21 protein-coding genes are annotated in these 22,826 nt (G+C 62.8%); 13 read left to right on the top strand and 8 right to left on the bottom strand.

What is annotated here, in order from left to right; translation table 11 throughout:
• Window positions 1-145 precede the first annotated feature (145 nt).
• Window positions 146-1,639, top strand: a complete 1,494-nt coding sequence (locus ACSW29_RS02675) for a PucR family transcriptional regulator (RefSeq protein WP_448276366.1) — start codon at window positions 146-148, stop codon at window positions 1,637-1,639.
• 102 nt (window positions 1,640-1,741) lie between these two features.
• Here the strand turns inward: ACSW29_RS02675 and ACSW29_RS02670 are convergent, their stop codons facing one another.
• Window positions 1,742-3,304, bottom strand: coding sequence for a SpoIID/LytB domain-containing protein (locus tag ACSW29_RS02670; protein WP_448276365.1), 1,563 nt, complete (start codon window positions 3,302-3,304; stop codon window positions 1,742-1,744).
• A 331-nt stretch (window positions 3,305-3,635) separates the two neighbouring features.
• Between ACSW29_RS02670 and ACSW29_RS02665 the strand changes: the two genes are divergently transcribed.
• Complete coding sequence (locus ACSW29_RS02665; protein ID WP_448276364.1) at window positions 3,636-5,645, top strand: N-acetylmuramoyl-L-alanine amidase; 2,010 nt, start codon at window positions 3,636-3,638, stop codon at window positions 5,643-5,645.
• 37 nt (window positions 5,646-5,682) lie between these two features.
• On the opposite strand, the gene ACSW29_RS02660 is transcribed toward ACSW29_RS02665, so the two are convergent.
• Window positions 5,683-6,504: an HAD family hydrolase gene (locus ACSW29_RS02660; RefSeq protein ID WP_230817692.1), complete on the bottom strand. Its 822-nt coding sequence runs from the start codon at window positions 6,502-6,504 to the stop codon at window positions 5,683-5,685.
• A 191-nt stretch (window positions 6,505-6,695) separates the two neighbouring features.
• Here ACSW29_RS02660 and ACSW29_RS02655 point away from each other — a divergent pair, with 191 nt between their 5' ends.
• Entirely contained in the window at window positions 6,696-7,403 is a 708-nt protein-coding gene (locus ACSW29_RS02655; RefSeq protein ID WP_317826674.1) for an Ltp family lipoprotein, read from the top strand.
• Window positions 7,404-7,428: 25 nt separating this feature from the next.
• On the opposite strand, the gene ACSW29_RS02650 is transcribed toward ACSW29_RS02655, so the two are convergent.
• Window positions 7,429-8,163: a lysophospholipid acyltransferase family protein gene (locus ACSW29_RS02650; protein WP_448276362.1), complete on the bottom strand. Its 735-nt coding sequence runs from the start codon at window positions 8,161-8,163 to the stop codon at window positions 7,429-7,431.
• A 3-nt stretch (window positions 8,164-8,166) separates the two neighbouring features.
• Complete coding sequence (locus ACSW29_RS02645) at window positions 8,167-8,922, bottom strand: lysophospholipid acyltransferase family protein (RefSeq protein WP_230817678.1); 756 nt, start codon at window positions 8,920-8,922, stop codon at window positions 8,167-8,169.
• A gap of 93 nt (window positions 8,923-9,015) precedes the next feature.
• Between ACSW29_RS02645 and ACSW29_RS02640 the strand changes: the two genes are divergently transcribed.
• On the top strand, window positions 9,016-9,855 hold the full coding sequence (locus ACSW29_RS02640; protein WP_448276361.1) for a hypothetical protein: 840 nt from the start codon (window positions 9,016-9,018) through the stop codon (window positions 9,853-9,855).
• Between the two features lie 639 nt (window positions 9,856-10,494).
• On the opposite strand, the gene ACSW29_RS02635 is transcribed toward ACSW29_RS02640, so the two are convergent.
• Window positions 10,495-10,719: an Ig-like domain-containing protein gene (locus ACSW29_RS02635; RefSeq protein ID WP_448277395.1), complete on the bottom strand. Its 225-nt coding sequence runs from the start codon at window positions 10,717-10,719 to the stop codon at window positions 10,495-10,497.
• Between the two features lie 236 nt (window positions 10,720-10,955).
• Here ACSW29_RS02635 and ACSW29_RS02630 point away from each other — a divergent pair, with 236 nt between their 5' ends.
• From ACSW29_RS02630 to ACSW29_RS02615, 4 genes are all read left to right on the top strand, one after another.
• On the top strand, window positions 10,956-11,114 hold the full coding sequence (locus tag ACSW29_RS02630) for a hypothetical protein (RefSeq protein ID WP_448276360.1): 159 nt from the start codon (window positions 10,956-10,958) through the stop codon (window positions 11,112-11,114).
• A gap of 148 nt (window positions 11,115-11,262) precedes the next feature.
• Window positions 11,263-11,397 (top strand): hypothetical protein, encoded by a 135-nt coding sequence (locus tag ACSW29_RS02625; protein ID WP_448276359.1) that lies wholly within the window; start codon window positions 11,263-11,265, stop codon window positions 11,395-11,397.
• Window positions 11,398-11,478: 81 nt separating this feature from the next.
• On the top strand, window positions 11,479-11,610 hold the full coding sequence (locus tag ACSW29_RS02620) for a hypothetical protein (protein ID WP_448276358.1): 132 nt from the start codon (window positions 11,479-11,481) through the stop codon (window positions 11,608-11,610).
• A gap of 3,216 nt (window positions 11,611-14,826) precedes the next feature.
• Window positions 14,827-14,955 (top strand): hypothetical protein, encoded by a 129-nt coding sequence (locus ACSW29_RS02615; protein WP_448276357.1) that lies wholly within the window; start codon window positions 14,827-14,829, stop codon window positions 14,953-14,955.
• Window positions 14,956-15,568: 613 nt separating this feature from the next.
• Here ACSW29_RS02615 and ACSW29_RS02610 read toward each other — a convergent pair.
• The 3 genes from ACSW29_RS02610 to ACSW29_RS02600 form a co-directional block, all read right to left on the bottom strand.
• Window positions 15,569-16,648: an Ig-like domain-containing protein gene (locus tag ACSW29_RS02610; protein ID WP_448276355.1), complete on the bottom strand. Its 1,080-nt coding sequence runs from the start codon at window positions 16,646-16,648 to the stop codon at window positions 15,569-15,571.
• Between the two features lie 364 nt (window positions 16,649-17,012).
• Window positions 17,013-18,266 (bottom strand): serine--tRNA ligase, encoded by a 1,254-nt coding sequence (serS, locus tag ACSW29_RS02605; protein WP_007736032.1) that lies wholly within the window; start codon window positions 18,264-18,266, stop codon window positions 17,013-17,015.
• Between the two features lie 65 nt (window positions 18,267-18,331).
• Window positions 18,332-18,727 carry an ankyrin repeat domain-containing protein gene (locus tag ACSW29_RS02600; RefSeq protein WP_317826680.1) on the bottom strand — a complete coding sequence of 132 codons (396 nt, stop codon included), beginning with the start codon at window positions 18,725-18,727 and terminating at the stop codon, window positions 18,332-18,334.
• Window positions 18,728-18,797: 70 nt separating this feature from the next.
• On the opposite strand from ACSW29_RS02600, the gene ACSW29_RS02595 reads away from it, so the two are divergent.
• The 5 genes from ACSW29_RS02595 (at window position 18,798) to ACSW29_RS02575 (ending at window position 22,801) form a co-directional block, all read left to right on the top strand.
• On the top strand, window positions 18,798-19,904 hold the full coding sequence (locus ACSW29_RS02595; RefSeq protein WP_081557200.1) for a septum formation family protein: 1,107 nt from the start codon (window positions 18,798-18,800) through the stop codon (window positions 19,902-19,904).
• Window positions 19,905-19,907: 3 nt separating this feature from the next.
• Window positions 19,908-20,258 (top strand): metallopeptidase family protein, encoded by a 351-nt coding sequence (locus ACSW29_RS02590; RefSeq protein WP_007736028.1) that lies wholly within the window; start codon window positions 19,908-19,910, stop codon window positions 20,256-20,258.
• 134 nt (window positions 20,259-20,392) lie between these two features.
• The gene (locus ACSW29_RS02585) at window positions 20,393-20,692 is read left to right on the top strand and encodes a PE family protein (RefSeq protein WP_317826681.1); all 300 of its coding nucleotides are present in this window, start codon (window positions 20,393-20,395) and stop codon (window positions 20,690-20,692) included.
• Between the two features lie 67 nt (window positions 20,693-20,759).
• The gene (locus ACSW29_RS02580) at window positions 20,760-21,983 is read left to right on the top strand and encodes a PPE domain-containing protein (RefSeq protein WP_317826682.1); all 1,224 of its coding nucleotides are present in this window, start codon (window positions 20,760-20,762) and stop codon (window positions 21,981-21,983) included.
• Window positions 21,983-22,801 (top strand): ESX secretion-associated protein EspG, encoded by an 819-nt coding sequence (locus ACSW29_RS02575; RefSeq protein ID WP_317826683.1) that lies wholly within the window; start codon window positions 21,983-21,985, stop codon window positions 22,799-22,801. Before ACSW29_RS02580 ends, ACSW29_RS02575 begins: the two co-directional genes overlap by 1 nt.
• The last annotated feature ends 25 nt before the right edge of the window (window positions 22,802-22,826 follow it).

The following is a 22,826-nucleotide window of genomic DNA, read 5'->3' as shown; positions in this document are numbered from 1 at the left end:
ACGTGGATCTCGGTGACGCTCTGCTGGAGCGCATTTTCGATAGCGCCAGTGTCGGACCTTCGGCAAGCTCGCGTCAGGCTCCACTTTGTACAAACGTGACCGCAGGCACTACAAAGTGGCGAGTCCAGGGTGTCAGACTGGACCCATGCCCATCACGCTCCGCCAACTCTGTGCGACCGAACAGTTCGGCCTTCGCGTCCTGGCGGGGCACGATCAGCTCGATCGCACCCTGAGCTGGGCACATGTCTCCGAACTTCCTGATCCGACGCCCTTCCTCGACGGCGGCGAACTACTGCTCATCACCGGGGTGTCACTACCGACGACGGCCTCGGAAACGACCCGATTCGTACGGACCCTGGTGGCGGCCGGAATTGCCGGAATCGGTTTCGGAACCGGCCTCGGATACGAGCAGGCGCCACAGACTCTGGTGGATGCGGCCACCCGTTTCAGTGTGCCCCTCCTCGACGTTCCATTGCGAACACCTTTCATCGCCCTGACCAAAGCAGTGTCGAAGGCGCAATCCGACGACGACATGAAAGCGCTGCGCAGCAATTACCAAAGCCTGCGGCGACTGCTTCAAGCTGCGGTGACGGTCAACGGCACCCGGGCGGTCGTACGACGGGTGGCGGAATTGATCGGCGGATGGGCGGCCCTGCTGGACTCCGCCGGCCATACCGTCGAGATCTCACACACCGCCGCGGCCGCAGGAATCGAGCGAACGGCCCCCGAGCGCGACGCCCGCCCGATGGAAGTCAGTTTCCTCACGAGCGAGAACGAGGACGTCATCTCCCACCCTCTGCTGACGTCGAGGGGGAAGCTGATGGGATACCTCGTTGCCGGCTGCCCCGGCGCCGTCGGTTCTCTGAATCAGGGCATCGTCATCGCAGCCGCGTCTCTGCTCACCTTGATGACGGCTCGAACCCGAGACGCGCAGCTGACGATGAACCATCTGCGCACCGTTGCGATGCATCAGCTCTTCGAAGGCCAGAATGCGCTCGCCCGCAACATCTCCGGGGAATTGTGGGGAGGATTTCCAGTCGAGCCTTTCCAGGTCTTCCACGTAGCGGGTCCCAGCGGTCTGCTCGAGAGCGTGTCCGTCTCACTGCTCGACGGCCTCAGCCGCGATCTGGCATTCGGCATCACGGACGGCGCACTGATCGCCGTCGTCTCTGCCACGGACAGCGGTCGAATTCTCGCCCGTGTCAACGAAATCGACGTAACCGTCGGCGTGTCGGACATGTTGTGGTGGGACGATCTCTCGCGCGCCAGACGCCAAGCCGCGCAGGCAGCAGCCGAGGCCGGCGCACGCAACCTACCCTCGATGCGGTTCGCCGAACTCTCGGAGAGCGGATTGTCCGCGTTTCTCGATCAGGATCGCTCGACGGCATTCGCGGCGGCACACTTGCGCCCACTCCTGGAAGCGAAGGGCGGTAGCGATCTCTACCGAACCTTGGCCATGTGGTTGGCACACAACGGTGTGGGCGACGCCGCAGCCACAGCGCTGAATATTCATCGGCATACGTTGCGCAGCAGACTCGCTCGGATCGAGAGCCTTCTCCAGCTGGACCTCGGCTCCCCCACGGAACGTGCGGAGTTGTGGCTCGAGTACCGCTTGCTCGGCGACGCTCCGACCATCTGACCGACAACCAATGAGCCCTGAACGACCTGAAGGGCCCCCACCGGATTGCGGCGGAGACCCTTCAGAGTCGATACGTGCGAGTCGCTACCGACCGACCTTCCCCTAGCTTCCGCCCGTCGGTATCCACTCGCGGAGCACGTTGGCATCAACTACCTGCGCACCCAAAACCTTTGTCCAGATGATGGTTCCGTTTTCGTAGACACGGAAAGTGCCTGCTTCGGAGGGCAACTGCATCTCCGGGCCGGCAGGAGCACCGAGAGAGCCGCTTTCACCGCCGAGCTCCCGATACTTCTTCTCGATCTGCGTCTCCGTAACCGTACCCGATGGATCGTCGGATGGCGAATTGGATTCCGGCACTGTCGATTCCGAATCCGGTGCCACTACCACACCGGCGCCGTCGCCGATGGTGAACCAGTCCGATTTCAGGCCGAGTTTCTGACGGAACTGCATTCCGGTCGCACCGACCGTGCCGCCTGTACCGACCACCTCGACTGCCGTCACTCGCCCGCCGTCGGTACCGAATCCGTTGCGCGAGAGAATCTTGAGCGATTGCAGCTCGCCGACACCGAAGGCGTCCGCAATCTGCCCTGCGGTCAGATTCACGGTCCAATCGTGATTGGGAGACAGTGCGTCGCCAAGATCTTCGACGGCCGGGAACTCACCGCCGGAGCTGTAACCTCCTGTGGACGAGGAGAATTCAGTGGCCACAATCTTGCCGTCCCGTGACAGAACCGCGCCGGCGGTGGAGCGAACCGCCTCGGTGGTGCGGGGATCTTCCTTGCCCGCCCCGCCGTACACCTGGCAGTCCTGCGTGTCGCAGGTGTCGGCGTACGAAGACCGATGTTCGGTTGCAGCGTACGAACGTGCTGCCACCGCTTGCGCCCGTAGTGCTTCGGCCCCACCGGAATCGGCCCATTCCGCCTTGGCCTCGACCGGCACCACGCCGAGCAGGTAGTCCTCCATATCGAGAAGATTCACCGTCCGCGCCGAGCCGTTGTCAAGCACTACGCCGAGGGCACCGCGGTAGGGCGCGTCATTGTCGCACAGCTTCAGGAACTGGTCGGCGGGTCGATCGGGACTGAGATCCACCGGATCCACCCACGGATGCTCGGTGACCGCTTCCCAGACGACCCCGCCACCACACCCGCTGGTGACAACCACCTGCGCACCGCCACCGGGCAGTGCAGTGAGATGGGCAGCCTCGCCGGGCGCGGTGCGCTGACCGTTGACCACGAGGCCGGCGTCGGAGTAGACGTCGAGCGTCGAGTTGTCCTGGGCTGTGAGCCGCACACTCATCTGGGCGGGCGGCATCGAGTCCAGGACAGTTCCGCCGTAGTAGTGACTGAGGATTCGCTCGCCGGACCAGCCGTCGTTCTTGGCGTAGCCGTAAGCGCCCCACTGCCCCATTCCGCGGCCGTGTCCGTTGCCATGACCGGAGAGCGTGAATTGTGTATCGGCGGCGACGGCGTGCAGGATCGACGGCTCGTCAGCGCGGATTTGCGTGAAACCTCCGATCGCGACGCCGAGCGCAAGAGCCGGAACGAGACCGAGGACCGAGACCCGCATCAGCGAGGTTCGCCTCCCGGGTCCGCCCACCAGAAAGCGACCTGCGCGACCGGACGCAGGCTTCTTACCTGCAATTCCGCTTCTTCCGCTTCTCGCCATCAATGCTCTCCTCATCGCTACCGGCCTCACGAGTCCGCGAAGTCGGTACTCCGCGCGCAGGCCAGTCCACAACGATTTAACTAAAGTCTCACCCTAAGGTTGAGCGTTATGGACTTTTGTGACTAGTGTGGCAAGAGTGTTTGGAGTTAGCAACACCAGTCACACGAGTCACACCAGCATCACGAGTTGCAGACGTACGCGTCCGAAAACTGGAGTTCAACCCCAGAACATGGCATCCGACCTGCTCGGATCCGGTTTTGAAGGATTCCGTTCACGGCCGTCATCGGCCCTGAAGTTCGCTCGCAAGTAACTACAACCGAGGAGTAATCCCTTGCCACACCGTCGACCGAAGCCCTCGCTCGTACTCGGGGCTGTAGCCGCAGTGGCTGTCGCAAGTCCTTTTGCGGTCTACGGCTTCACGAGCACTACGTCCGATGTACGTTCCGCGAACGAAACGACGTCAGTAGCAGTGCCGACCCAGATCGCAGAGGTGCTCCTCGCGTCGGTGCCCGACATCATCATTCCGGTCAAGGAGCTGACCGGTCTCGATCTCCCCGACATCAACCTCGGTGATCTGAGAAACCTCAAGCTCCCGACCGAAATCCCGCTACCTCCCGGGATCACGCTGCCGACCGAGCTGTTCCCGGCACCCGCTGCTCCCGGCGGCCCGACCGAGACCGCTCCGGTTCCTTCCGAGGAAGAGCCAGGCGCTGTGGTCAAGGAAGTCACCCGCGACACTCCGTTCAGCATGGTCGCGTTGACCTCGGACACGATCGCCTCGGCGCAGTCCAAGGTCCGTGCCCTCGCCGAAGACGGCACCTGGGGCCCGTGGTTCACCCCTGACGCCATCGACTCCGCCCGCTCGGATCAGGCCACCAACTCCGGTACCGCCACCGAACCGGTCTTCGTCGGCGCCACCAAGTCCATCCAGATCCTCACCCCGCAGGGTGCCGCTGCCCCCGCAGCCGAGACTGTGCCGGCTCCGGCTCCGGAAGCCGCACCCCTGCCGGAAGCTGTCCCCGCGCCCGCTCCGGAAGCCGCACCCGCTGAAGCGCCTGCGCCTGCTGAAGCACCCGCAGCCACCGGCGAACTCGGGTACACCCCCGCTTCGGTGTCCAAGCCGCTTCGCCAGGTGACGACCGCAGCAGACGCCGTCACCGCCGTGCTGATCGACCCGGGTGCCAGCGAGGCAGACAGCAATCTGCAGGCCGTCGCAGCGCCGCTCGGCGGCAGCGGACCGTCAGTCATCACCCGCGCACAGTGGGGAGCAGACGAGTCACTTCGATGCGACTCCCCCACGTACGACGACTTCACCGGTGGAGCAACTGTCCATCACACCGCGGGCAGCAACAACTACACCAAGGAAGAATCGGCCGGCATCGTCCGCTCGATCTACGCCTACCACGCACGGACTCTCGGCTGGTGCGACGTCGGATACAACGTCCTCGTCGACAAGTACGGTCAGACGTTCGAAGGCCGCGCAGGCGGACTCGACAAGGCAGTTCAGGGCGCGCACGCCGGCGGCTTCAACGAGAACACCACCGGTATCGCGATGATGGGTGACTACTCCACTGTCGAGCCTTCGCAGGCGACGCTCAACGCCGTCGGCAAGTTCCTCGGTTGGAAGCTCGGCCTGGCCGGCCTCGACCCGAAGGGCCGAACGACGATGTACTCCGAGGGCACAGAGTTCACTCCGTACCCGCAGGGCGCAGCAGTGGATCTCCCGATCATCTTCGCCCACCGCGACGTCGGAAACACGGCTTGCCCTGGTGATGCCGCGTACGCACACATGAACGACATCCGGAACATCGCCGCCGCGAACATCGGGGGATCCTTGAACCCGTCGAACCCCTCCAATCCGTCGACGCCTGCGCCCAAGCCGACCACTCCGGTCGACACGGTCACCGGTGGCACCGGATCGTCGATCCCGGATCTGGTCACTCAGATTCTGAAGATCACCGACAATTCACCGCTCGCGCAGAAGTGGATCGCCGAGGGTGGTGACCTCGGACGCCTCGGCCAGGCACTGTCCGGAATCCTGCAGGCGAAACTCGGCAACCAGGGTGCGTTGTTCCAGAACGGCGCTGTTTACACCTCCCCCAACGGCGGAGTGTTCACCGTGCTCGGCGAGATCTTCAAGTCGTGGCAGAGCTTCGGTTCCGACGCGGGTGAACTCGGATTGCCGATCTCGGACGAGTACTCGATCCCGGACGGCCTGCGCAGCGACTTCGAGAACGGTTCTCTGATCTTCAACCAGATCACCGGCATGGTCACAAAGGTCCTCAAGACCTACAACGAAACCTTTGCCCAGGAAATGGCCAACAGCGCGCCTGTCGGCTGACAGTCGAGCAGTACACGTCCTCGGGCGCTGGTGGGTTCTACGACCACCAGCGCTCGAGGACTTTTGCGACCCCGTTCTCCGAATTGGTGTCAGTGACCTCGTCGGCTGCGGCTTTGGCTTCGGGGTGAGCGTTCCCCATGGCCACGCCGAGGCGTGCCATCCCCAGCATCGGGATGTCGTTGGGCATGTCCCCGAAGGCAACCAGACCCGACAGGTCGAAACCGAACCGCTCCGCGGCGGCAACCAGCCCCGACGCCTTCGTGATTCCCGGCGCCGAAAGTTCGATCAGTCCGTTCTCGGTGGAGTACGTCATGTCGGCGAGCGCACCGACGTGCGGCGCGAGCGTGTCGTACATCGCCGTGCTGGTCATGCCCGGACGACGAATCAGGAGTTTGACGGCAGGCGCCGCAAGCACTTCGTCCTCGGACATCTCGGTGTTGTCCGGATTGAGCCAGGCGTGTTCGTAATCCGGCGAGCTGACGAACTGCGGGGTGGCGGCGTCGTGTGCGCTCTCCCCCACCCGTTCCGCGGCCAATCCCGACCCGGGGAGTGCAACCAGAGCCAGTTCGGAGAGTTCGGTGAGTGCGTCCACCGACAAGGTCGCGGCGCTGAGTACGCGGTCGGCGAAGCTGTCGTAGACAACGGCTCCGTTGGCGCAGACCGCGAGTGGCGCGTACCCCAAGCCTTCGACGACGGGCGAAATCCAACGCGGAGGGCGCCCGGTTGCCAGTAGGAACGGCGTGCCGGATTCGACGACGGCATGCACGACGGCGCGGGTGCGGGCGCTGACCAACTCGTCGTGATCGATGAGGGTGCCGTCGACATCGGAGGCGACCAAGGTCGGGCGGTCAGGGCTGATACGACGGTCTGGGCTCACACCGCCATTGTGCCTGTCCGGTGCGACGGTCTCGCTCAGCGCGCCCGCTTCGCGCGTCCGCCACCGCACCGGACATCGCGAAACCTCGAGAGATTCGCACAAATCGCATTTCAGTCCGACCGGTCTGGTATCTATTGCGGGAGAACAAGACTTTCACAAAGGGAGAAACACCCATGTCCGTGCCGCCCGATCTGCCCCCGCCGCCCTATGGGAACTCCCAGCCTTACGGGAACTCCCAGCCTCAATTCCAGGTGCCTCCGCCGCAACCGCAATCTGAGAAGAAGTCGAAGAAGTGGCCGTGGATTGCCGGTGGAGTCGTCGTATTGCTTGTCGTCGCAGGCATCCTCGGTGGACGAGACAAGGACGACTCGAAGTCCACCGCTGCACCGACCACCACCGCTGTACCGACCACCACAGCTGCACCGACTACCACTGCCGCTACGACGCCTGCAGCTGTCGCACCGATCGTCAGTGCGCCACCGGCTGCTCCCGCCCCGTCATCCAGCAAGGTGGCGGCGCCCACGACGACCACTTACCAGGCGCCTGCACCTGTGGTCACTCCGACAGTTGCGCCTGCCCCGGCCAGGCCGCAGGTCAGTTCCGGTCAGCGGAACGCCGTCCGCTCTGCCCAGCAGTACATCGACATGACTGCCTTCTCCCGCAGCGGACTGATCGAACAGCTCGAGTACGAAGGGTTCTCCACCGAAGATGCGACGTACGCGGTGGACAATTTGAATGCCGACTGGAACAAGCAGGCTGCTCTGAGCGCCGAGCAGTACCTCGAGATGACGTCGTTCTCCAGGTCCGGACTGATCGAGCAGCTCGAATACGAAGGCTTTACGAGTGCGCAGGCCGAGTACGGAGCTAACGCCGTGTACTGACGCATCAGCGCGCAGCGCCCTTCTCTCAACGCGCTCGCTTCGCGCGTTCCTGTGCGTCCATTGCCGTGGCTTCCTCCGGGGTCGGTGCGCCACCGCCGAGTCGGCGCGGCACCCAGTACGCCCCGGGCTCGTGCACGAACCCGTCCTGCACGTGGCGCAGGATCGCATCCATCTCGATGCGCAGGATCTCGCTCAATACTTCGGCGGGCTCGACCGGATCGATCGGTGCGCCCACTTCCACCGAGATCGGGAAGCGATTGCGGCCCAGATTCTTCGGTCCGCCCTTGGTGACGATCCGCTGTGCGCCCCAGACGATCAGCGGAATGATCGGAACGCCGGCGTCGATGGCCATCCGAGCTGCCCCGGATTTCATTTCCTTGATCTCGAAGCTCCGGCTGATCGTCGCCTCCGGGTAGACGCCCACCAACTCGCCCCGCTTCAGGGCGTCGACTCCGGCTCGATACGCCTGCGCTCCGGCAGAGCGATCGACTTCGATGACGCCGCATCCACGCATGAGGAAGCCGAGTACCTTGTTGTCCGCCAACTCGGCCTTGGCCATCACCCTGAGCTTGCGTTTTGCGGTGCCGACCGCCAGAGCGGCCGGGATGAAATCGAGGTAGCTCGTGTGGTTGATCGCGATGACCGCTCCACCGGACACCGGGACGTTTTCAGTCCCGGTGCGGGTGACCTTCACACCCTGGAAACCGCTCAGACCACGCGCGACTACCTCGACGGCGGTGTAAACGGGTTCGAAGGACATCGGTCAGCCTTCGGACTTCCGCGCCTCGCGAGCCTTGGCCTTTGCCGCGGCCTCGTCGGCGTCCATCTTGTCCGCCTGCTCGAGCGTCGGGGCGCTGCCACCGAGGCGGGCAGGCACCCAGTACTCACCTGCCGGGTGGTCGTAGTTCTTCTGCAGATCGAGCAGCAACTCCTGCATTGTCGAGTGCAGCTTCGCCGTCAGCTCACTCGCCGGCTCGAAAGGTGCGATCGGCTCGCCGACTGCGATGGAGATAGGAGTGTTGGTACGGCCCAAACGCTTCGGATAACCCTTCGTCCAGACGCGCTGAGCGCCCCAGATGACGACGGGAACGATCGGGACGCCGGCCTCGATCGCCATCCGCGCGGCGCCGGACTTGAATTCCTTGATCTCGAAGCTCCGACTGATCGTGGCTTCGGGGTACACGCCCACCAATTCGCCACGCTTCAGGAAATCGACGGCTGCCTTGTAGGAGTCGGCCCCGGCCCCGCGATCGACCGGGATGTGCTTGAGGGCCCGCATGATCGGTCCGGAGATCTTGTTGTCGAAGACTTCCTTCTTGGCCATGAACCGGATGTAGCGCTTCGGGGTCCGCGCCGGCAGTCCCGCATACGTGAAGTCCATGTATCCGGTGTGGTTGATCGCGATCACGGCGCCACCGGACGCCGGGATGTTCTGCTCTCCCTTGACGGAGAACTTCAGGCCCTCGAAAGCGAAGACGGTACGGGCGATGCCGATGACTGTTCTGTAAACGGGATCCACAGTTCGCTAGCGTAGACGGGAATCCGTGATCTGACCCGCAGCAGTTCTGGGGTGGATGTTGGTCAGAATGTCGCAAAAGGGGCGTACGAACGAATGAAGTCGGCAGGACGAGCGGCAGCGGGGGCAGTCGCACTCGCCATGACATTGGCGATAACCGCATGTGAGGACGATGGACGGACGGGAATCCTGACCGACGAACCGTCGCCTCCGACGACGGAAACCACTACGACAACCACTCTCGCGCCCACGACGACGACTGTGCCCACAGCAGCTGTCGTGGTGCCGCCGGTTGGTGACGTGCCCGGCAATCCGGCCGCTGCGCCGGCCTTGGCGGCCTGGGCGACGGACCTGGTGTCCTTGGACGTGAACGGGCTCACGAACGCGTGCTGGACGATGCCGCCGACCACGGTCGCCGACCGATATTCGGACGTGCCCGCCATCCTGACAGCCATCTCAGCACCAGGTATCGACGGGCAGTACGCGGTCGCGTGGAGTGGCGGCGGACTCTCCGTCGCCGCCAAGCGCTCGGAGATCGCCTCCGGATATGCGTGCCCGTTCGTCTTCCCTGCGGGGCAATCCAATTTCTACACCCCGGCTGACGCATCCCATGCAGTCGTCAGATTTCTCTCGCGCGCAACGGGACGGCCGGTCAACACCCGTGACGTCGAGACGTTCTATCCGCTGATCTGCCCAGGCAACAGCCCGTGGGATCCGGACGGCGCCGGCGCCACCGGCCAGCCGCCACTCAAGCTCGATCCGAATCAGCTGGCGGGTATCAAGTCATTTGATGCCGAAGCTGCAACAGTCACTCCGGTTCGCGGCGACTACGTCCGTGTCACCCTGCCCGTCAGCGACGGAACCGGTAACTCACGCTCGATGCAGTTCACCCTGTCGATCGGCCGAGGGATGGCTGCTCTCGGGGCCGCGACCTGAACTGTTCCGGATCAGGAACCGAACGGAAGGAAATCGCTCGAGCCAGTGCTGCCTGAACTGATGCCCGTGCCACCGCCGGCTGCAGCCTTGATCTGAATTGCGGGGCCGTCGAGGTCGAGCCTCGTGAACTGGTTGCCCCGCTGTAATTGCCGTGATCGAGTGCGTGCCGGTTGTCGTGAACGTGGTTGAGCGCCGCGATCCCGTTAACCACCGCAACAGCGCGTCGCCGATCGGGAAGTTCTATCCATGAACTGCACGGTTCCACCGTTCTGCAATCGAACAGTCGCCGGACAGGGTCACCGACTTGTTCACGACGGCATCGGCAGGCACCGTCACCGCAGTCTCCGTTGTGACATCCGAAGGCGCAGGGTCCGTTACATTCACCGTCCGCGCCTGGGGCTGAAGATCCGACTACACCGACTCCTCCCGAGTAGACCGCCGGCCGTGCGCACCCGCAGAGGTAAACGAATGTTAGGCCGGCAGCGCCGGCCGTCACCGCTTCAGGACCGCCGATCGCGACGCCACCATCGTAGAACTGCACGGTACCGACGCCGACAGTGTCATCCGACGACGTTCGGACGATTGCCCACAAGTCAGTCGCCACACCAGTTTTGGCGTCGGTGGGGATATTGAGTCTGACTACGATTCCCGGTCGGCAACACTGACCTGGAACTGGACTTCGCACTCGCAACCGAGTTCTTGAACTGGACAGCGCGCGGTGAAGTCAGCGGTAATGCTCTGAGCACCAGCAGCATCGAACGCGTGCGACAGCGCCGCAACACCCGACGTGACTGTCACCGGTGAACCAATGGCCGTGCCGTTCGACTTGAACTGCACCGTGCCCACAGCGTCGTCTGGAGCCACGGTCGCGGTCAGATCAACTGCGCTGCCCGTGACCGCCGTCGCGGGAACCGAGCATTGTCGGGTTCGACATCCACCGGGAGCCGGATCCGACACCGGTCACCGTCTGGAGATGCCGACGAACTGACAAACCCGCACCAGCGGCGAAGTCAGCCGCAACGCTCTGAGCACCAGCAGCATCGAAGAAATGCGGATGAGTCGCGGTCCCACCTGGAAACCGTCACCGGGAACTGATCGCCGTGCCGTTCGACTTGAACTGCACAGTGCCCACCGCATTGTTCGGAGCAACCGTCGCAGTCAGATCAACCGCAGAACCCGTAATCGCCGTCGCTGGAACCGACAACGACGTCGTCGTCTCCACATCCACCGGAGCCGGATCCGAGACCGTCACCGTCTGAGCCGGACGCCGACGAACTCACAAACCCCGCGCCAGCAAGTCCGCCGTAACACCTGGAGCACCAGCAACATCAAACGCAGCGACAGAGTCGCAACACCCGCGGACTGTCACCGGCGAGCCGATCGCCGCGCCGTTCGACTTGAACTGCAGTGCCGACCGCAGTGTTCGGAGCAACCGTCGCCGTCAGATCAACCGCAGAACCCGCGATCGCCGTAGCCGGAACCGAGAGCGACGTCGTCGTCTCCACATCCACCGGAGCCGGATCAGACACCGTCACCGTCTGAGCCGACGCCGACGAACTCACAAACCCTGCATCCAGCCTTGAAGTCCGCCGTAACGCTCTGAGCACCAGCAGCATCGAACGCATGCTCAATGTCGCAACGCCAGCAGCCACCGCTCGAGTGCTGATCGCAGCACTGTTCGACTTGAACTGCACCGTGCCCACCGCATTGTTCGGAGCAGCACCGTCGCAGTCAGATCAACCGCAGAACCTCTGATTGCCGTAGCGGGAACCGAGAGCGACGCGTCGATATCCACTGGAGCCGGATCGGACACCGCCACCGTCTGAGCCGACGCCGACGAACTCACAAACCCTGCACCGGCAGAAGTCCGCCGTAACACTCTGAGCACCAGCAGCATTGAACGCGTGCGACAGCGTCGCAACACCCGCGGAGACTGCCAATGGAGTGCTGATCGCCGTGCCGTTCGACTTGAACTGCACCGTGCCCACCGCATTGTTCGCCGCAGTCAGGATCAACCGCAGAACCCGTGATCGCAGCAGCCGGAACTTGAAGCGTTGTAGTCGTACTCAGCACGGAGTCGGCGATCTCGATGGCCTGAGCTTGAGCGGCTGAAACCCGCAGTGCCTGAATAGATCGCGTGATCGAGTGTGAACCCGCCGTGGTGAACGTGATCCAGTGTCGCCGCCCGGCAGTCACCGCGATGGGTCCGCCGATGTCGATACCACCCTGTCCTTGAACTGAACCGTTCCACTGCTGGCTGCCGGTGAGATGCTTGCGTCAGCGCGACCGAGGTTTGCTCGACGGCACTACTGGGACTGTCAACGACGCAGTCGTCTGTACATCGGCAGCGGCCACGCCCACTGTGCGCGCCGGTGGTCATGGATGTCAGAAACTCGAGAACCCGTCGTACACAGCGGTGGATCTCCCGCCGCGGTGAATGTAGCGGCAGTGTGGCAACGCCATTGACGACGGCCACCGTGCCGATGTCAGTCCCGCCATCCTTGAACTGAACGGTGCCGCCTGTCGGCACCGCCGGTTCCGCAATCAAATCCGTCGATTGACCGATCGCTGCCGACGCGCCGGACGTCACTGCGGTCGTGGTCACACCTGCGAGACGACGTTGACGGTATTAATGCCTGACCACCCGCATTCAATCCCGCGCCGCGTGAGTCATGCGGAGAGAGCAGTTGTACCTCTCCCGGCATATGACGGTGAAGACGTCCTTCTCGCGCTGCAAGAAGGTGAAGGCATTTTTCGAGAATCAAAGGATCCCGAATCCGTCACTCCTTAACTTCGGCTGCACAGTGCTACCCGCACCACCCGCAATCGTCACATCGATCGCCGGCAACCGGAAAGTCTTTTCCAGCCCCCGCGCCGATTCCGCCATCATCGTTCTTTACTTGTACTCTGACCGTTTCCACCACCGCCATTGGAGTCAGCAGTCTGATTGTTCCCTGAAATACGCAAGTGAGTGCCCGCAGCATCCGGCGAACTACACGCTGATCTGAATTACCGAGGGCGCGTATTCGACAAATTCGACGACGTACCGCCACTACCTGAGCATCGACCAACGACACCCCCGCAGGAATGTCGAAGTCGTACTTCATCCGTGTCCACTCTGATCGCCGAACGCCCCGCATGACCACTGTGGGAACAGTCATCGCACCTGGCTGGACTCGGTAGGTGAACGCTCGACCCCGCCGCGACCTTCTCCGGAGCTGAGATGGTCACGCCTGTGGAGGTGGAATTACGGAGATGTTGCCCAAGCCAGGTGCTCGTAACCATCGCAACCCAGTTTGAACCCGGATCGTGTTCTCCACCGCGTGGAGATGACGTCGGAGGCCGAAGCAACACTACTTCCGCGCCCAGCACGCCACTGACCAACGCCGCCACCACAACCGCGGAACTTCTTCACCAACACGAACTTCGCTAGCAACAGACGTGGATCGAACCGCACGGAAGGAGGTCACTCGAACAGAGCGGAAATAGAATGGAGCTGGACGCTCGTACAGTACCTGTCGAAAGTAGTAATTTATGTATCAGTTATTTCAGACAACATTCACGAATCTGCTGATAGTTCTGCTAACGACCAATCATCGATTCGCGCAGAGACTCTTGCACCTGTCGGGCGCAAGGGGCATCACATCATCGGAGAATTCAGACCCGAACGGCAGCGACAACGATCCGAGCGAACTGAAGTCACCGCCCCCGTTACTGACGTTCACAACCGATGCAGTCGACGTGGAACCCGTGACGCCCCTGGGCTCCGCTGACCGGCAGGTAGATCGAATGGTTGCCGGTCGTGGTGAAGGTGGCTCAACACAGCCTGCCCACCGACAACATCGACGGCCGTTCCGATCGGAGTCGTTCCATCGAAATAGAACTGGACGACCTACGACGTCGCGCCGAAGAACTGACCACAGCCTTCAGTTGCACCGACGTGCCGACCTTGCCGAAGACGGAGCCACAACGACGTAGAGCTTTCGACATCCGACGGGTCGGAACCGTGACATTGACGTCGACGGATTCCGCGGTGGACGACGTGAATGCCGGAGCCACTGGAAACAGCCGAGACTCAAAGGTGCCTTCTGCTCCGAACACGTGCAGCTTGGCACCTGTCAACAACCGCGACCGGGGCACCCTGATCGACTCCACCGATCTTGAACTGAACCGTTCCGCCGGACGGCACCAGGGCGTCCGAGGATTCGGACACTGTCGCGAAGAGATCACCGCAGTCCGACCTTGGCTTCACCCTGAACGCTCAGAACCGTCTTCGTCGCCTTGTCGACCGAGCCGGACGGACACCGTCACCGTCTGAGCCGACGCCGACGAACTGACAAACCCTGCACCAGCGGTGAAGTCAGCCGTAACGCTCTGCGCGCCAGCAGCATCGAACGCGTGCGACAGCGTCGCAACACCCGACGTGATCTGCTCGGCGAATCGATCGCAGCGCCGTTCGACTTGAACTGCACAGTGCCGACAGCGTTGTTCGAGCCACGGCTGCCGTCAGATCAACCGCTCCGTGATTGCCGTCGCGGGAACCGAGAGCGACGTGGTTCGACATCCACCGGAGCCGGATCCGACACCGTCACCGTCTGGAGCTGACGCCGACGAACTGACAGCCAGCACCGGCAGTGAAGTCCGCGGTAACACCCTGTGCGCCAGCAGCATCGAACGCATACGACAGAGTCGCGGTCCCACCGGAAACCGTCACCGGTGAACCGATCGCAGTGCCGTTCGACTTGAACTGCACCGTACCGACAGCGTTGTTTCGGAGCCACCGTCGCCGTCAAATCAACCGCCGTACCCGTGATTGCCGTCGCGGGAACCGGAGAGCGACGTCGTCGTCTCCACATCCACCGGAGCCGGATCAGACACCGTCACCGTCTGAGCCGACGCCGACGAACTGACAAAGCCAGCGCCAGCAGTGAAATCAGCCGTAACACTCTGAGCACCAGCAACATCGGAAACGTGACAGAGCTCGTCCTACCGGAAACCGTCACCGGCGAGCCGATCGCCGCACCGTTCGACTTGAATCCGTACAGTGCCCACAGCGTCGTTCGAGCCACCGTCGCCGTCAAATCAACCGCCGTACCGTAATTGCGCCGTAGCCGGAACCGGATGACGTCGTCGTCTCCCACATCCACCGGAGCCGGATCAGACACCGTCACCGTCTACCGACGCCGACGAACTGACAAAAGCCAGCGCCAGCAGTGAAATCAGCCGTAACACTCTGAGCACCAGCAACATCGAAGGAATGCGACAGAGTCGCGGTCCTGGGAACCGTCGGCGAGCCGATCGCCGCACCGTTCGACTTGAACTGCACAGTGCCCACAGCGTCGTTCGGAGCCACCGTCGCCGTCAAATCAACCGCTGGCCGTACCCGCGATCGCATCGCCGTAGCCGGAACCGACAACGACAACGCGCCGACATCACCGGATGTCGACGATATCGTCATTGTCCAGCCAGACGCGCCGACGACCGCCGTACCGATGGCCAGCAACTGTGCCGCATTAATTTTGAGCAACAGCCACGTTCCAGCGAATGCGCGCCGCGTTCATCAAACCGTCACGGCGAGCCGACGCCGCCGTTCGGACTTAACGCGCAAGCCCACAGCGTCGTCGGCGCCACCGCCGTCACCGCCTGCTGTTCCGGTAACAACAATAAACCGACAACGACGTCAGCACATCCACCGGAGCCGGATCAGACACCGTCACCGTCTGAGCCGACGCCGACGAACTGACAAACCCAGCGCCAGCAGGAAATCAGCCGTGCCCTGAGCACCAGCAACATCGAAGGAATGCGACAGAGTCGCGGTCCCACCGGAACTGTCACTGGCGAGCCGATCGCCGCACCGTTCGACTTGAACTGCAATAGTGCCCACAGCGCCGTTCGGAGCCACCGTCGTCAAATCAACCGCCGTACCCGTAATCGCCGTAGCCGGAACCGACAACGACGTCGTCGTCTCCACATCCACCGGAGCCGAAGCAATGCTGATTGTCGCGAGTGGACCTGCACCAGCGTTGAGAGCGCTACCCTTCGCATCTCGAGGCGTGCATCTGGTCGGGGCCCATTGCGTGCCGAAGAGACTCGCTTTTGCAAGCTGAGTACTGAAATTTTTGTCGTTGCCGTATGTAGCAGCGTCACCGGCAGTTCTGACCTTCGGCTGAATCACACCGGATGCGCCGGCGATCATCGTAATATCGATTGCAGGCATCCTGAACCAACTGTCACCGTTGGTGTTGGTGCTCCCGTCGAGGTTCTTTTTCGTCTTGGGTGCGCGGATACCACCCTCACTGTTCGTGCTGGTACTGGGACTGTTTCCGATCACCTCGTTGTTACCCGAGATTCGGAGATATGGACCCGCCGCGTCAGGGCTTCCAGCCTCGTTGATGCGGATGACACTGGGGGCAACGTTCTCCAAGTTGAACGAGGTTCCGGGCACGATCGCCGCGCTGACGAAGGTGGCATTTGCCGGGACATCGAAATCGTTCTTCAAGCGCGACAAATTGGTTGTTGTGGCGCCCGAATCCGAGTTCGGAAACGACTGGCCATTGGATTGCATTCGGATGGTAAAGGTTTCACCCGGAGCAACTGATGTGGGGGCATCCACGGTGACAGAACTCGTAGTCACTTTGTCGACAGTGATGAGTGCTTTCGCCTGGCATGAGGTGGAGAAGTTGAATTGGCTTTGAACTGCCGAGGCTGGGGACCCGATCAGCAGCATTCCGGCGACCATGGCGGTTCCGGTTATGGGCACGGCGAATCGCCGCAACTGAGAGATTTGGGGCATGGGCACTTCCTTCGGAAGGGCAAACATGAGCAGTGGATTCGGACAAAACGTGTGCGCGCCGTCACAACATAGCGAAAAAACTAGTACGTGTACTACTTTTGGCAAGACACTTGTCCAATTCACCCCGGACTCACCCTCGCCCCGGCGGACACCGATTGGAAAAGCAGGGCCTAGAGGCCCGATTGAACGCAAAACTATCGCCAAAGCGGTCTATCGACAACGCTTTTGGTGGTCAACTCGTCGATCGGCGGGAAAAAGTTGATATTCCGTCAGTTCAGAAAAAGTTCCAAACCTACCAGTCCGAAAGTACGAATCAGGGCCGCGACGAAGTACGTCGCGGCCCTGATTGTGTTGGTTCAGCGTGTCAGCGAAGCACATCCGTGCCGACAAACGGCACCAATGCCTCGGGCACTCGCACCGAGCCGTCGGCCTGCTGATGGTTCTCGAGAATCGACACGATCCAGCGCGTCGTAGCCAAGGTGCCGTTGAGAGTGGCAGCCGTCTGCGGCTTGCCGTTCTCGTCGCGGTACCGAACTCCGAGGCGACGAGCCTGGAAGGTCGTGCAGTTGGACGTCGATGTCAGCTCGCGGTAGGTGCCCTGTGTCGGAACCCACGCTTCGCAGTCGAACTTACGCGCGGCCGAGGAACCGAGATCTCCGCCTGCGACGTCGATCACGCGGTACGGAACGTCGATGGCGGCCAACATGTCTCGCTCCCAGCCGAGGAGACGCTGGTGTTCGGCGTCGGCATCCTCGGGACGGCAGTACGTGAACATCTCGACCTTGTCGAACTGATGGACACGGATGATGCCGCGGGTGTCCTTGCCGTAGCTGCCGGCCTCGCGGCGGAAGCACGAGGACCAACCGGCGTAGCGCTTCGGGCCTTCGTTCAGTTCCAGGATCTCGCCCGAGTGGTAGCCGGCCATCGGCACCTCGGAAGTTCCGACGAGGTACAGGTCGTCATCCTGCAGGTGATAGATCTCGTCCGAGTGAGCGCCGAGGAAGCCGGTACCCGCCATGATTTCCGGGCGTACGAGTACAGGCGGAATCATCATCGTGAAGCCGTTGGCGATCGCCTTCTGCGCGGCCAACTGCAGCAGTCCGAGCTGGAGCATGGCTCCGTAGCCGGTCATGAAGTAGAAGCGCGAACCCGAAACCTTGGCGCCGCGTTCCATATCGATCAGGCCGAGCGACTCACCCAGTTCGAGGTGATCCTTCGGCTCGAAGTCGAACTTCGGAATCTCACCGACGTGTTCGAGCACGATGTAATCGTCCTCGCCACCGGCCGGCGCACCTTCTTGTACGACGTTGGAAATCGCGCGGTGTGCGGCGTCGAGCGCAGCCTGCGCCTCGTGCTGCGCGGCCTCGGCTTCCTTGACCTTTGCCGCAAGTTCCTTGGAACCCTCGAGCAGCGCGGGGCGCTCCTCCGGAGATGCCTGTCCGACCTTCTTGCCGAAGGCCTTCTGCTCTGCGCGGAGGTTGTCTCCGGTCAGGACGGCAGCGCGTCGGGACGCGTCGGCTTCGAGCAGAGCGTCGACCAGTCCTGGATCTTCTCCACGGGTGCGCTGCGACTCGCGGACGATTTCGGGGTTCTCACGGAGAAACTTGAGGTCAATCACGACTTCGAACTTTACCCACTCACCGCAGCTCGCCGACGGTCACGTCCACGTCGGAGAGGGGGAGATCACGATTCGAGCAGACTCAGGTAATCCTCGCGTCCGAACATCCGAGCCGCGTCGACGGCAGTCGGGTGTCCACCTTTCGGGTCGGCTCCCCCGTTCACCAGCGCTTTCACCACCGCATCCTCGCCCTTGAAGACGGCTCCGGCGAGTGGTGTCTGATTCTTGTCGTTGGGTCGGTTGACGTCGGCGCCGCGATCGATCAAGGCAACGACGGCGTCAGCGTGACCGTGATACGCAGCCAACATGACGAGCGTGTCGCCACTCTCGTTGGTCAGATTGACGGGAACTCCGGCATCGACGTACGACGCCAGCCCGGCTGCGTCGCCGGTTCGTGCCATGCCGAAGAGCCGGCCCGCCAGCTCGACAGCTTCGGGATCGAGTGGGGTGTTTTCGCTCATGACTACAAAATACTCACAGACGCGATTGTGAGTTTTGTAGTGAAGGTTCGATATCGCCACGGCAACAGGCATGATGGAATCGATGTCCGAAGACAAGATCGAGAAGTCGCCAGATCCGGCAGATCCCCAGGGGGCGCCGGCGAAGAAAACTGTCTCCGCGAGCCGCACCCGTCGGGTTCTGGCTGCTGTCGCGGTGGGTGCGGTGGTCGCCGCGATCGCAACGATCGCGATTTCCGGTGGATTGAACAAGGACGACTCGTCCTCGGTCAGTGTCAGTGGCGGGGGTCCAGCAGCGACGGGCTCTGCTCGCGACGACGCTTTCACCGCGGCTGCGGCCGGCGACTGCCTCAACTGGACACCCGCGACCGAGTCGGGCGGGGACCGCACGGACATGTCGAAGGTTCAGTGCGGAAGTGAGCATCGCTTCGAGGTCGCCGGTCCACTCGACCTGTCGGTGTTCCCCGGCGCCGAGTTCGGCCCCGGCTCCAGGTACCCGGGTGCCCTTCGATTCGCCGAACTCCGCGACGAGCACTGCACACCCATCGTCATGTCCTACCTCGGTTCGAAATTCGATCCCAAGGGCAAGTTCAGCGTCGGCCTGATGTTCCCGAGCGAATCTGGTTGGGCCTCGGGCGAGCGCGCACTGCGTTGCGGCTTGCAGTTCTCGACGACGACCGGCGAACTACAACCGTTCGCGGGCCGCGTGGCGGATCAGGACCAGTCGAACGTGTGGGACGTCGGCACGTGCATCGGCATCAACCAGAACCTCCCGACCGATCCGGTCGACTGTGCGAAACCGCATGCATACGAAGTTATTTCGGTGATCGACCTCGGCACTCAGTTCCCCGGCGCGATGCCGTCGGTGGAAGATCAGGACCGCTATCTCGAAGGCGTCTGCACTCAGGCATCCAACGAGTACCTGGGTTCCGCAGACGCACTTCGCGACAAGACGCTGACGCTGTTCTGGGACAACATTTCACTGGAAAGCTGGTTGGCCGGTAGTCGCCGAGTCAATTGTTCGATCGGCAAAGAGGTCGAAACCGGCGGGTTTGCCGCGATCACCGGAAGCGCCAAGGGCGAGATCCTGATCAACGGCGCCGCTCCGGTTCCGCCACCCGCTGCACCGGAAGGTCGGTCGTTGCCGACGCCGTTGCCCGGCGCAGCTCCGCCGTCGTAAGCCATGACGGTAACTATGACGCCCGACCGGTTCGAGGAACTGGTCGGCGAGGCGCTCGATCTGATTCCGCCCGAACTTGCCAAGGCAATCGACAATGTCGTGGTGCTGGTCGAAGCACGCGACGAGGAAGAACCGGGGCTGCTCGGTTTGTATCAGGGCGTCGCTCTGACCGAGCGGGATTCTCATTACGGTGGGTACCTGCCGGACACGGTCACTATTTTCCGCGATTCGATACTCGACATCTGCGCATCCGAGGACGAGGTTGTTCACGAGGTTGCCGTGACCGTCATCCACGAGATCGCGCACTACTTCGGCATCGAAGAAGACAGATTGCACGAACTCGGCTGGGGCTGAGGGCAAAGTCGTCCGATTTCGGGGGGAACCAAAAGCGGGCGGCACGCATCAAACTAGGTGCGGGGGGATTTCGACGGCTGTGCGCACGACCTCCCGACCACTTATCCGCACTGGTCAGGAAGGAGTTCGGCACTATGCACGTCGACCCTCAAGCCCTAGTTGCCGCCGCAATGGAACTCGAGTCTGCGGCGACGCGATTGCGCGGAATCGTCTCTACTGCGCAGCCGACGCTACGCGTTCTCCCAGCGGGATCCGAAGAAGTGTCCGGCAGCGCGGCAAACTATTTCAACACCATCTCTGACAGCCTTGCCTCGTCCACCGATCGGGCAATCGAGGAGCTCACCTCGGCCGCGGCAGCTCTGCGCAAGAATGCAGCTGCCTACGAGCTCGAAGACCAGCTCACAAAGACCAGTCTGGCCGCCGCACCGATCTGATCGACAGAAATCGAACGCGACAACTTCGAGCGCGACAACACAGTCACACTTCCTGGGGGGAAGAACAATGGTCGGCATCACCGGCGTCATCTGGTATCCACGGGGCGCAGCACCCAACTCCGCAGCACTGGTCGCCGGAGCCGGGCCGGTCCCTCTCGGCGTGGCGGCCGGGGCCTGGTCCACCGTGTCGTCCGGACTGACCGACACCGCTGCGTCCATCTCTCGCGTGATGGCGGATCTTCGCACCGGGTGGTCCGGAGAAGCAGCGGATGCCGCATTGAGCAAGTTCGCACCGTTCCAGGAATGGGCTGCTGCGGCCGCGTTGCTCGCGGGAGAAACCGCAGGTAAGGCCCAGGTGCAGTCCGGCTCGTACACGGTTGCCACCCTCGCCATGCCGTCCCTGGCCGAGATTGCAGCAATTCAAGCGGCCAAGGTCGCCGCGTACTCCATCGGCGGTGCCCTGGTCGGCGGTGCCGCTGCCGCCGAGGCTGCCGAAGAAGCTCTCAAAATTAGAGCGGCGGTAACGATGGAAACGTACGACGCCGCAACGGCTCATCTGGCCGTGCAGCAGAACTTCGACTCACCACCGTCCATCGCGGAACCCACAGCTGGGGCATCCGCTTCGGCCCCAGGCAGCGCCTCACGACAGTCCGTCGTGCAAGCGGCATCAACGCTCGCTGACGCAATCGCGGATCCCGTGCGCACCGCAACCGCTGCTGTCGCATCCGTAGTTTCCAACCCGGTATTTGCCGCCGCTGCCTCACAGGCCGGTGCCATCTCCGGTGGAGCTGCCACCGCAGCCGGTGCCACCACCACCGCAGTCACGAGCGCCACCAGTGCCGCATCAGCTCTCGCGACGGCAGGAGCAGGACTCGGCGGCGCAAGACTCGGCGCTTCCACACCATCAATGTTCGGCACTCCGTCGGCAAGTCGGGCACCGGCACAGGTCAGCGCAGCATCCGTGACCACCGGAGCCGGAACAAGTGCAGGCTCGTCGTCGAGCGGCCACACCGGCTGGCACGCTCTTCCTGATCCCTCCACCGGCCAGAGCACCGCACGCCAGAATCACGTGACCTCGCCGGTTCAGGGCACCGCAGATACCGTCAAAGTGGATCCGGCCCGAACCGCAGGCGGATCTGCGCCGATCGCCGGCGGCCGTCATGCCGCCCAATCTGAAGACGAGACCGAGCACGACACACCCGATTATCTGAAGCACTTCGAGCATTTCGCCGACGGTCGCACAGTCATCCCGTCCGTGATCGGTGGCGCACTCGAAACTGCAGAGCGTTGATGGTGGACCTCGGCACCTCGCCAGATGGGAGGAATTCGCCTGTCGTCGCCCTGCCACAGGACGAAATCGACTATGTACGTGAGCGACTCGGGCTCGATGCGCTTCCCGTGGTTCTCGGTGGCGCGACGGTTCACGGCAGTGCGAGCGCTCAACATACGGCGATGCAGTCCGCGGCAGATTCACTCTCCGAGCGCGATCTCCTCCCCGGCGGGGAGATCCATCACGAACTCAGTGCCCGCCTGCGCGTCCTGACTCACCCCAAGTGGGAGTTGGCGCTGCGTCGGCATGTCGGCGGAAGCATTTCACGCCTCTGCATCGCGCAGGGCGAATTCCTTTGTGTCGAAGCAACTTCAACCGAATCTTCATTCGCACTACGCAGTGTCACGTCCGAACCGGCCGTACCCGTTGTCACCGCGCTCGGCAGCGCCGAAGCAATGCCGATCGCCGTGATCAACGCACCGACAGAAATTCTGAGCCTGGCATTCGGCGCCGGCCCGGATGCAGAAAGCGTGACCTCGGCAATGATCAACGCCGGGATACCCGAAGACGGCGCGCGCCAACTGGGTAGGGCAATCGTCACCTGTACCGCCTTCGCCGAATTGGTCGGAATACCACACAGTTTGGGAGCGACGACGCTCATGGCCGGCGCAGTGACTGTGTACGACACCTTGGCGGGTCGGCTCGTGGGTTCGACCACTCGGGCTGCCGACGGCACGGAATGGACGTCCATCGGTTCCGGAACACTCCATCGCCTGCGACAAGCCGTGAACGCGCTGGTAACCGAACTCGAGGAATCGACGCCGGAGACTTCCGGGTAACCTCGGGGCGTCCCTTCAACGCCCG

The organism is Rhodococcus sp. GB-02 (assembly GCF_053470465.1).
Note: the sequence above shows the minus strand (reverse complement) of the source record. Positions and strands in the feature narration are given on the sequence as shown.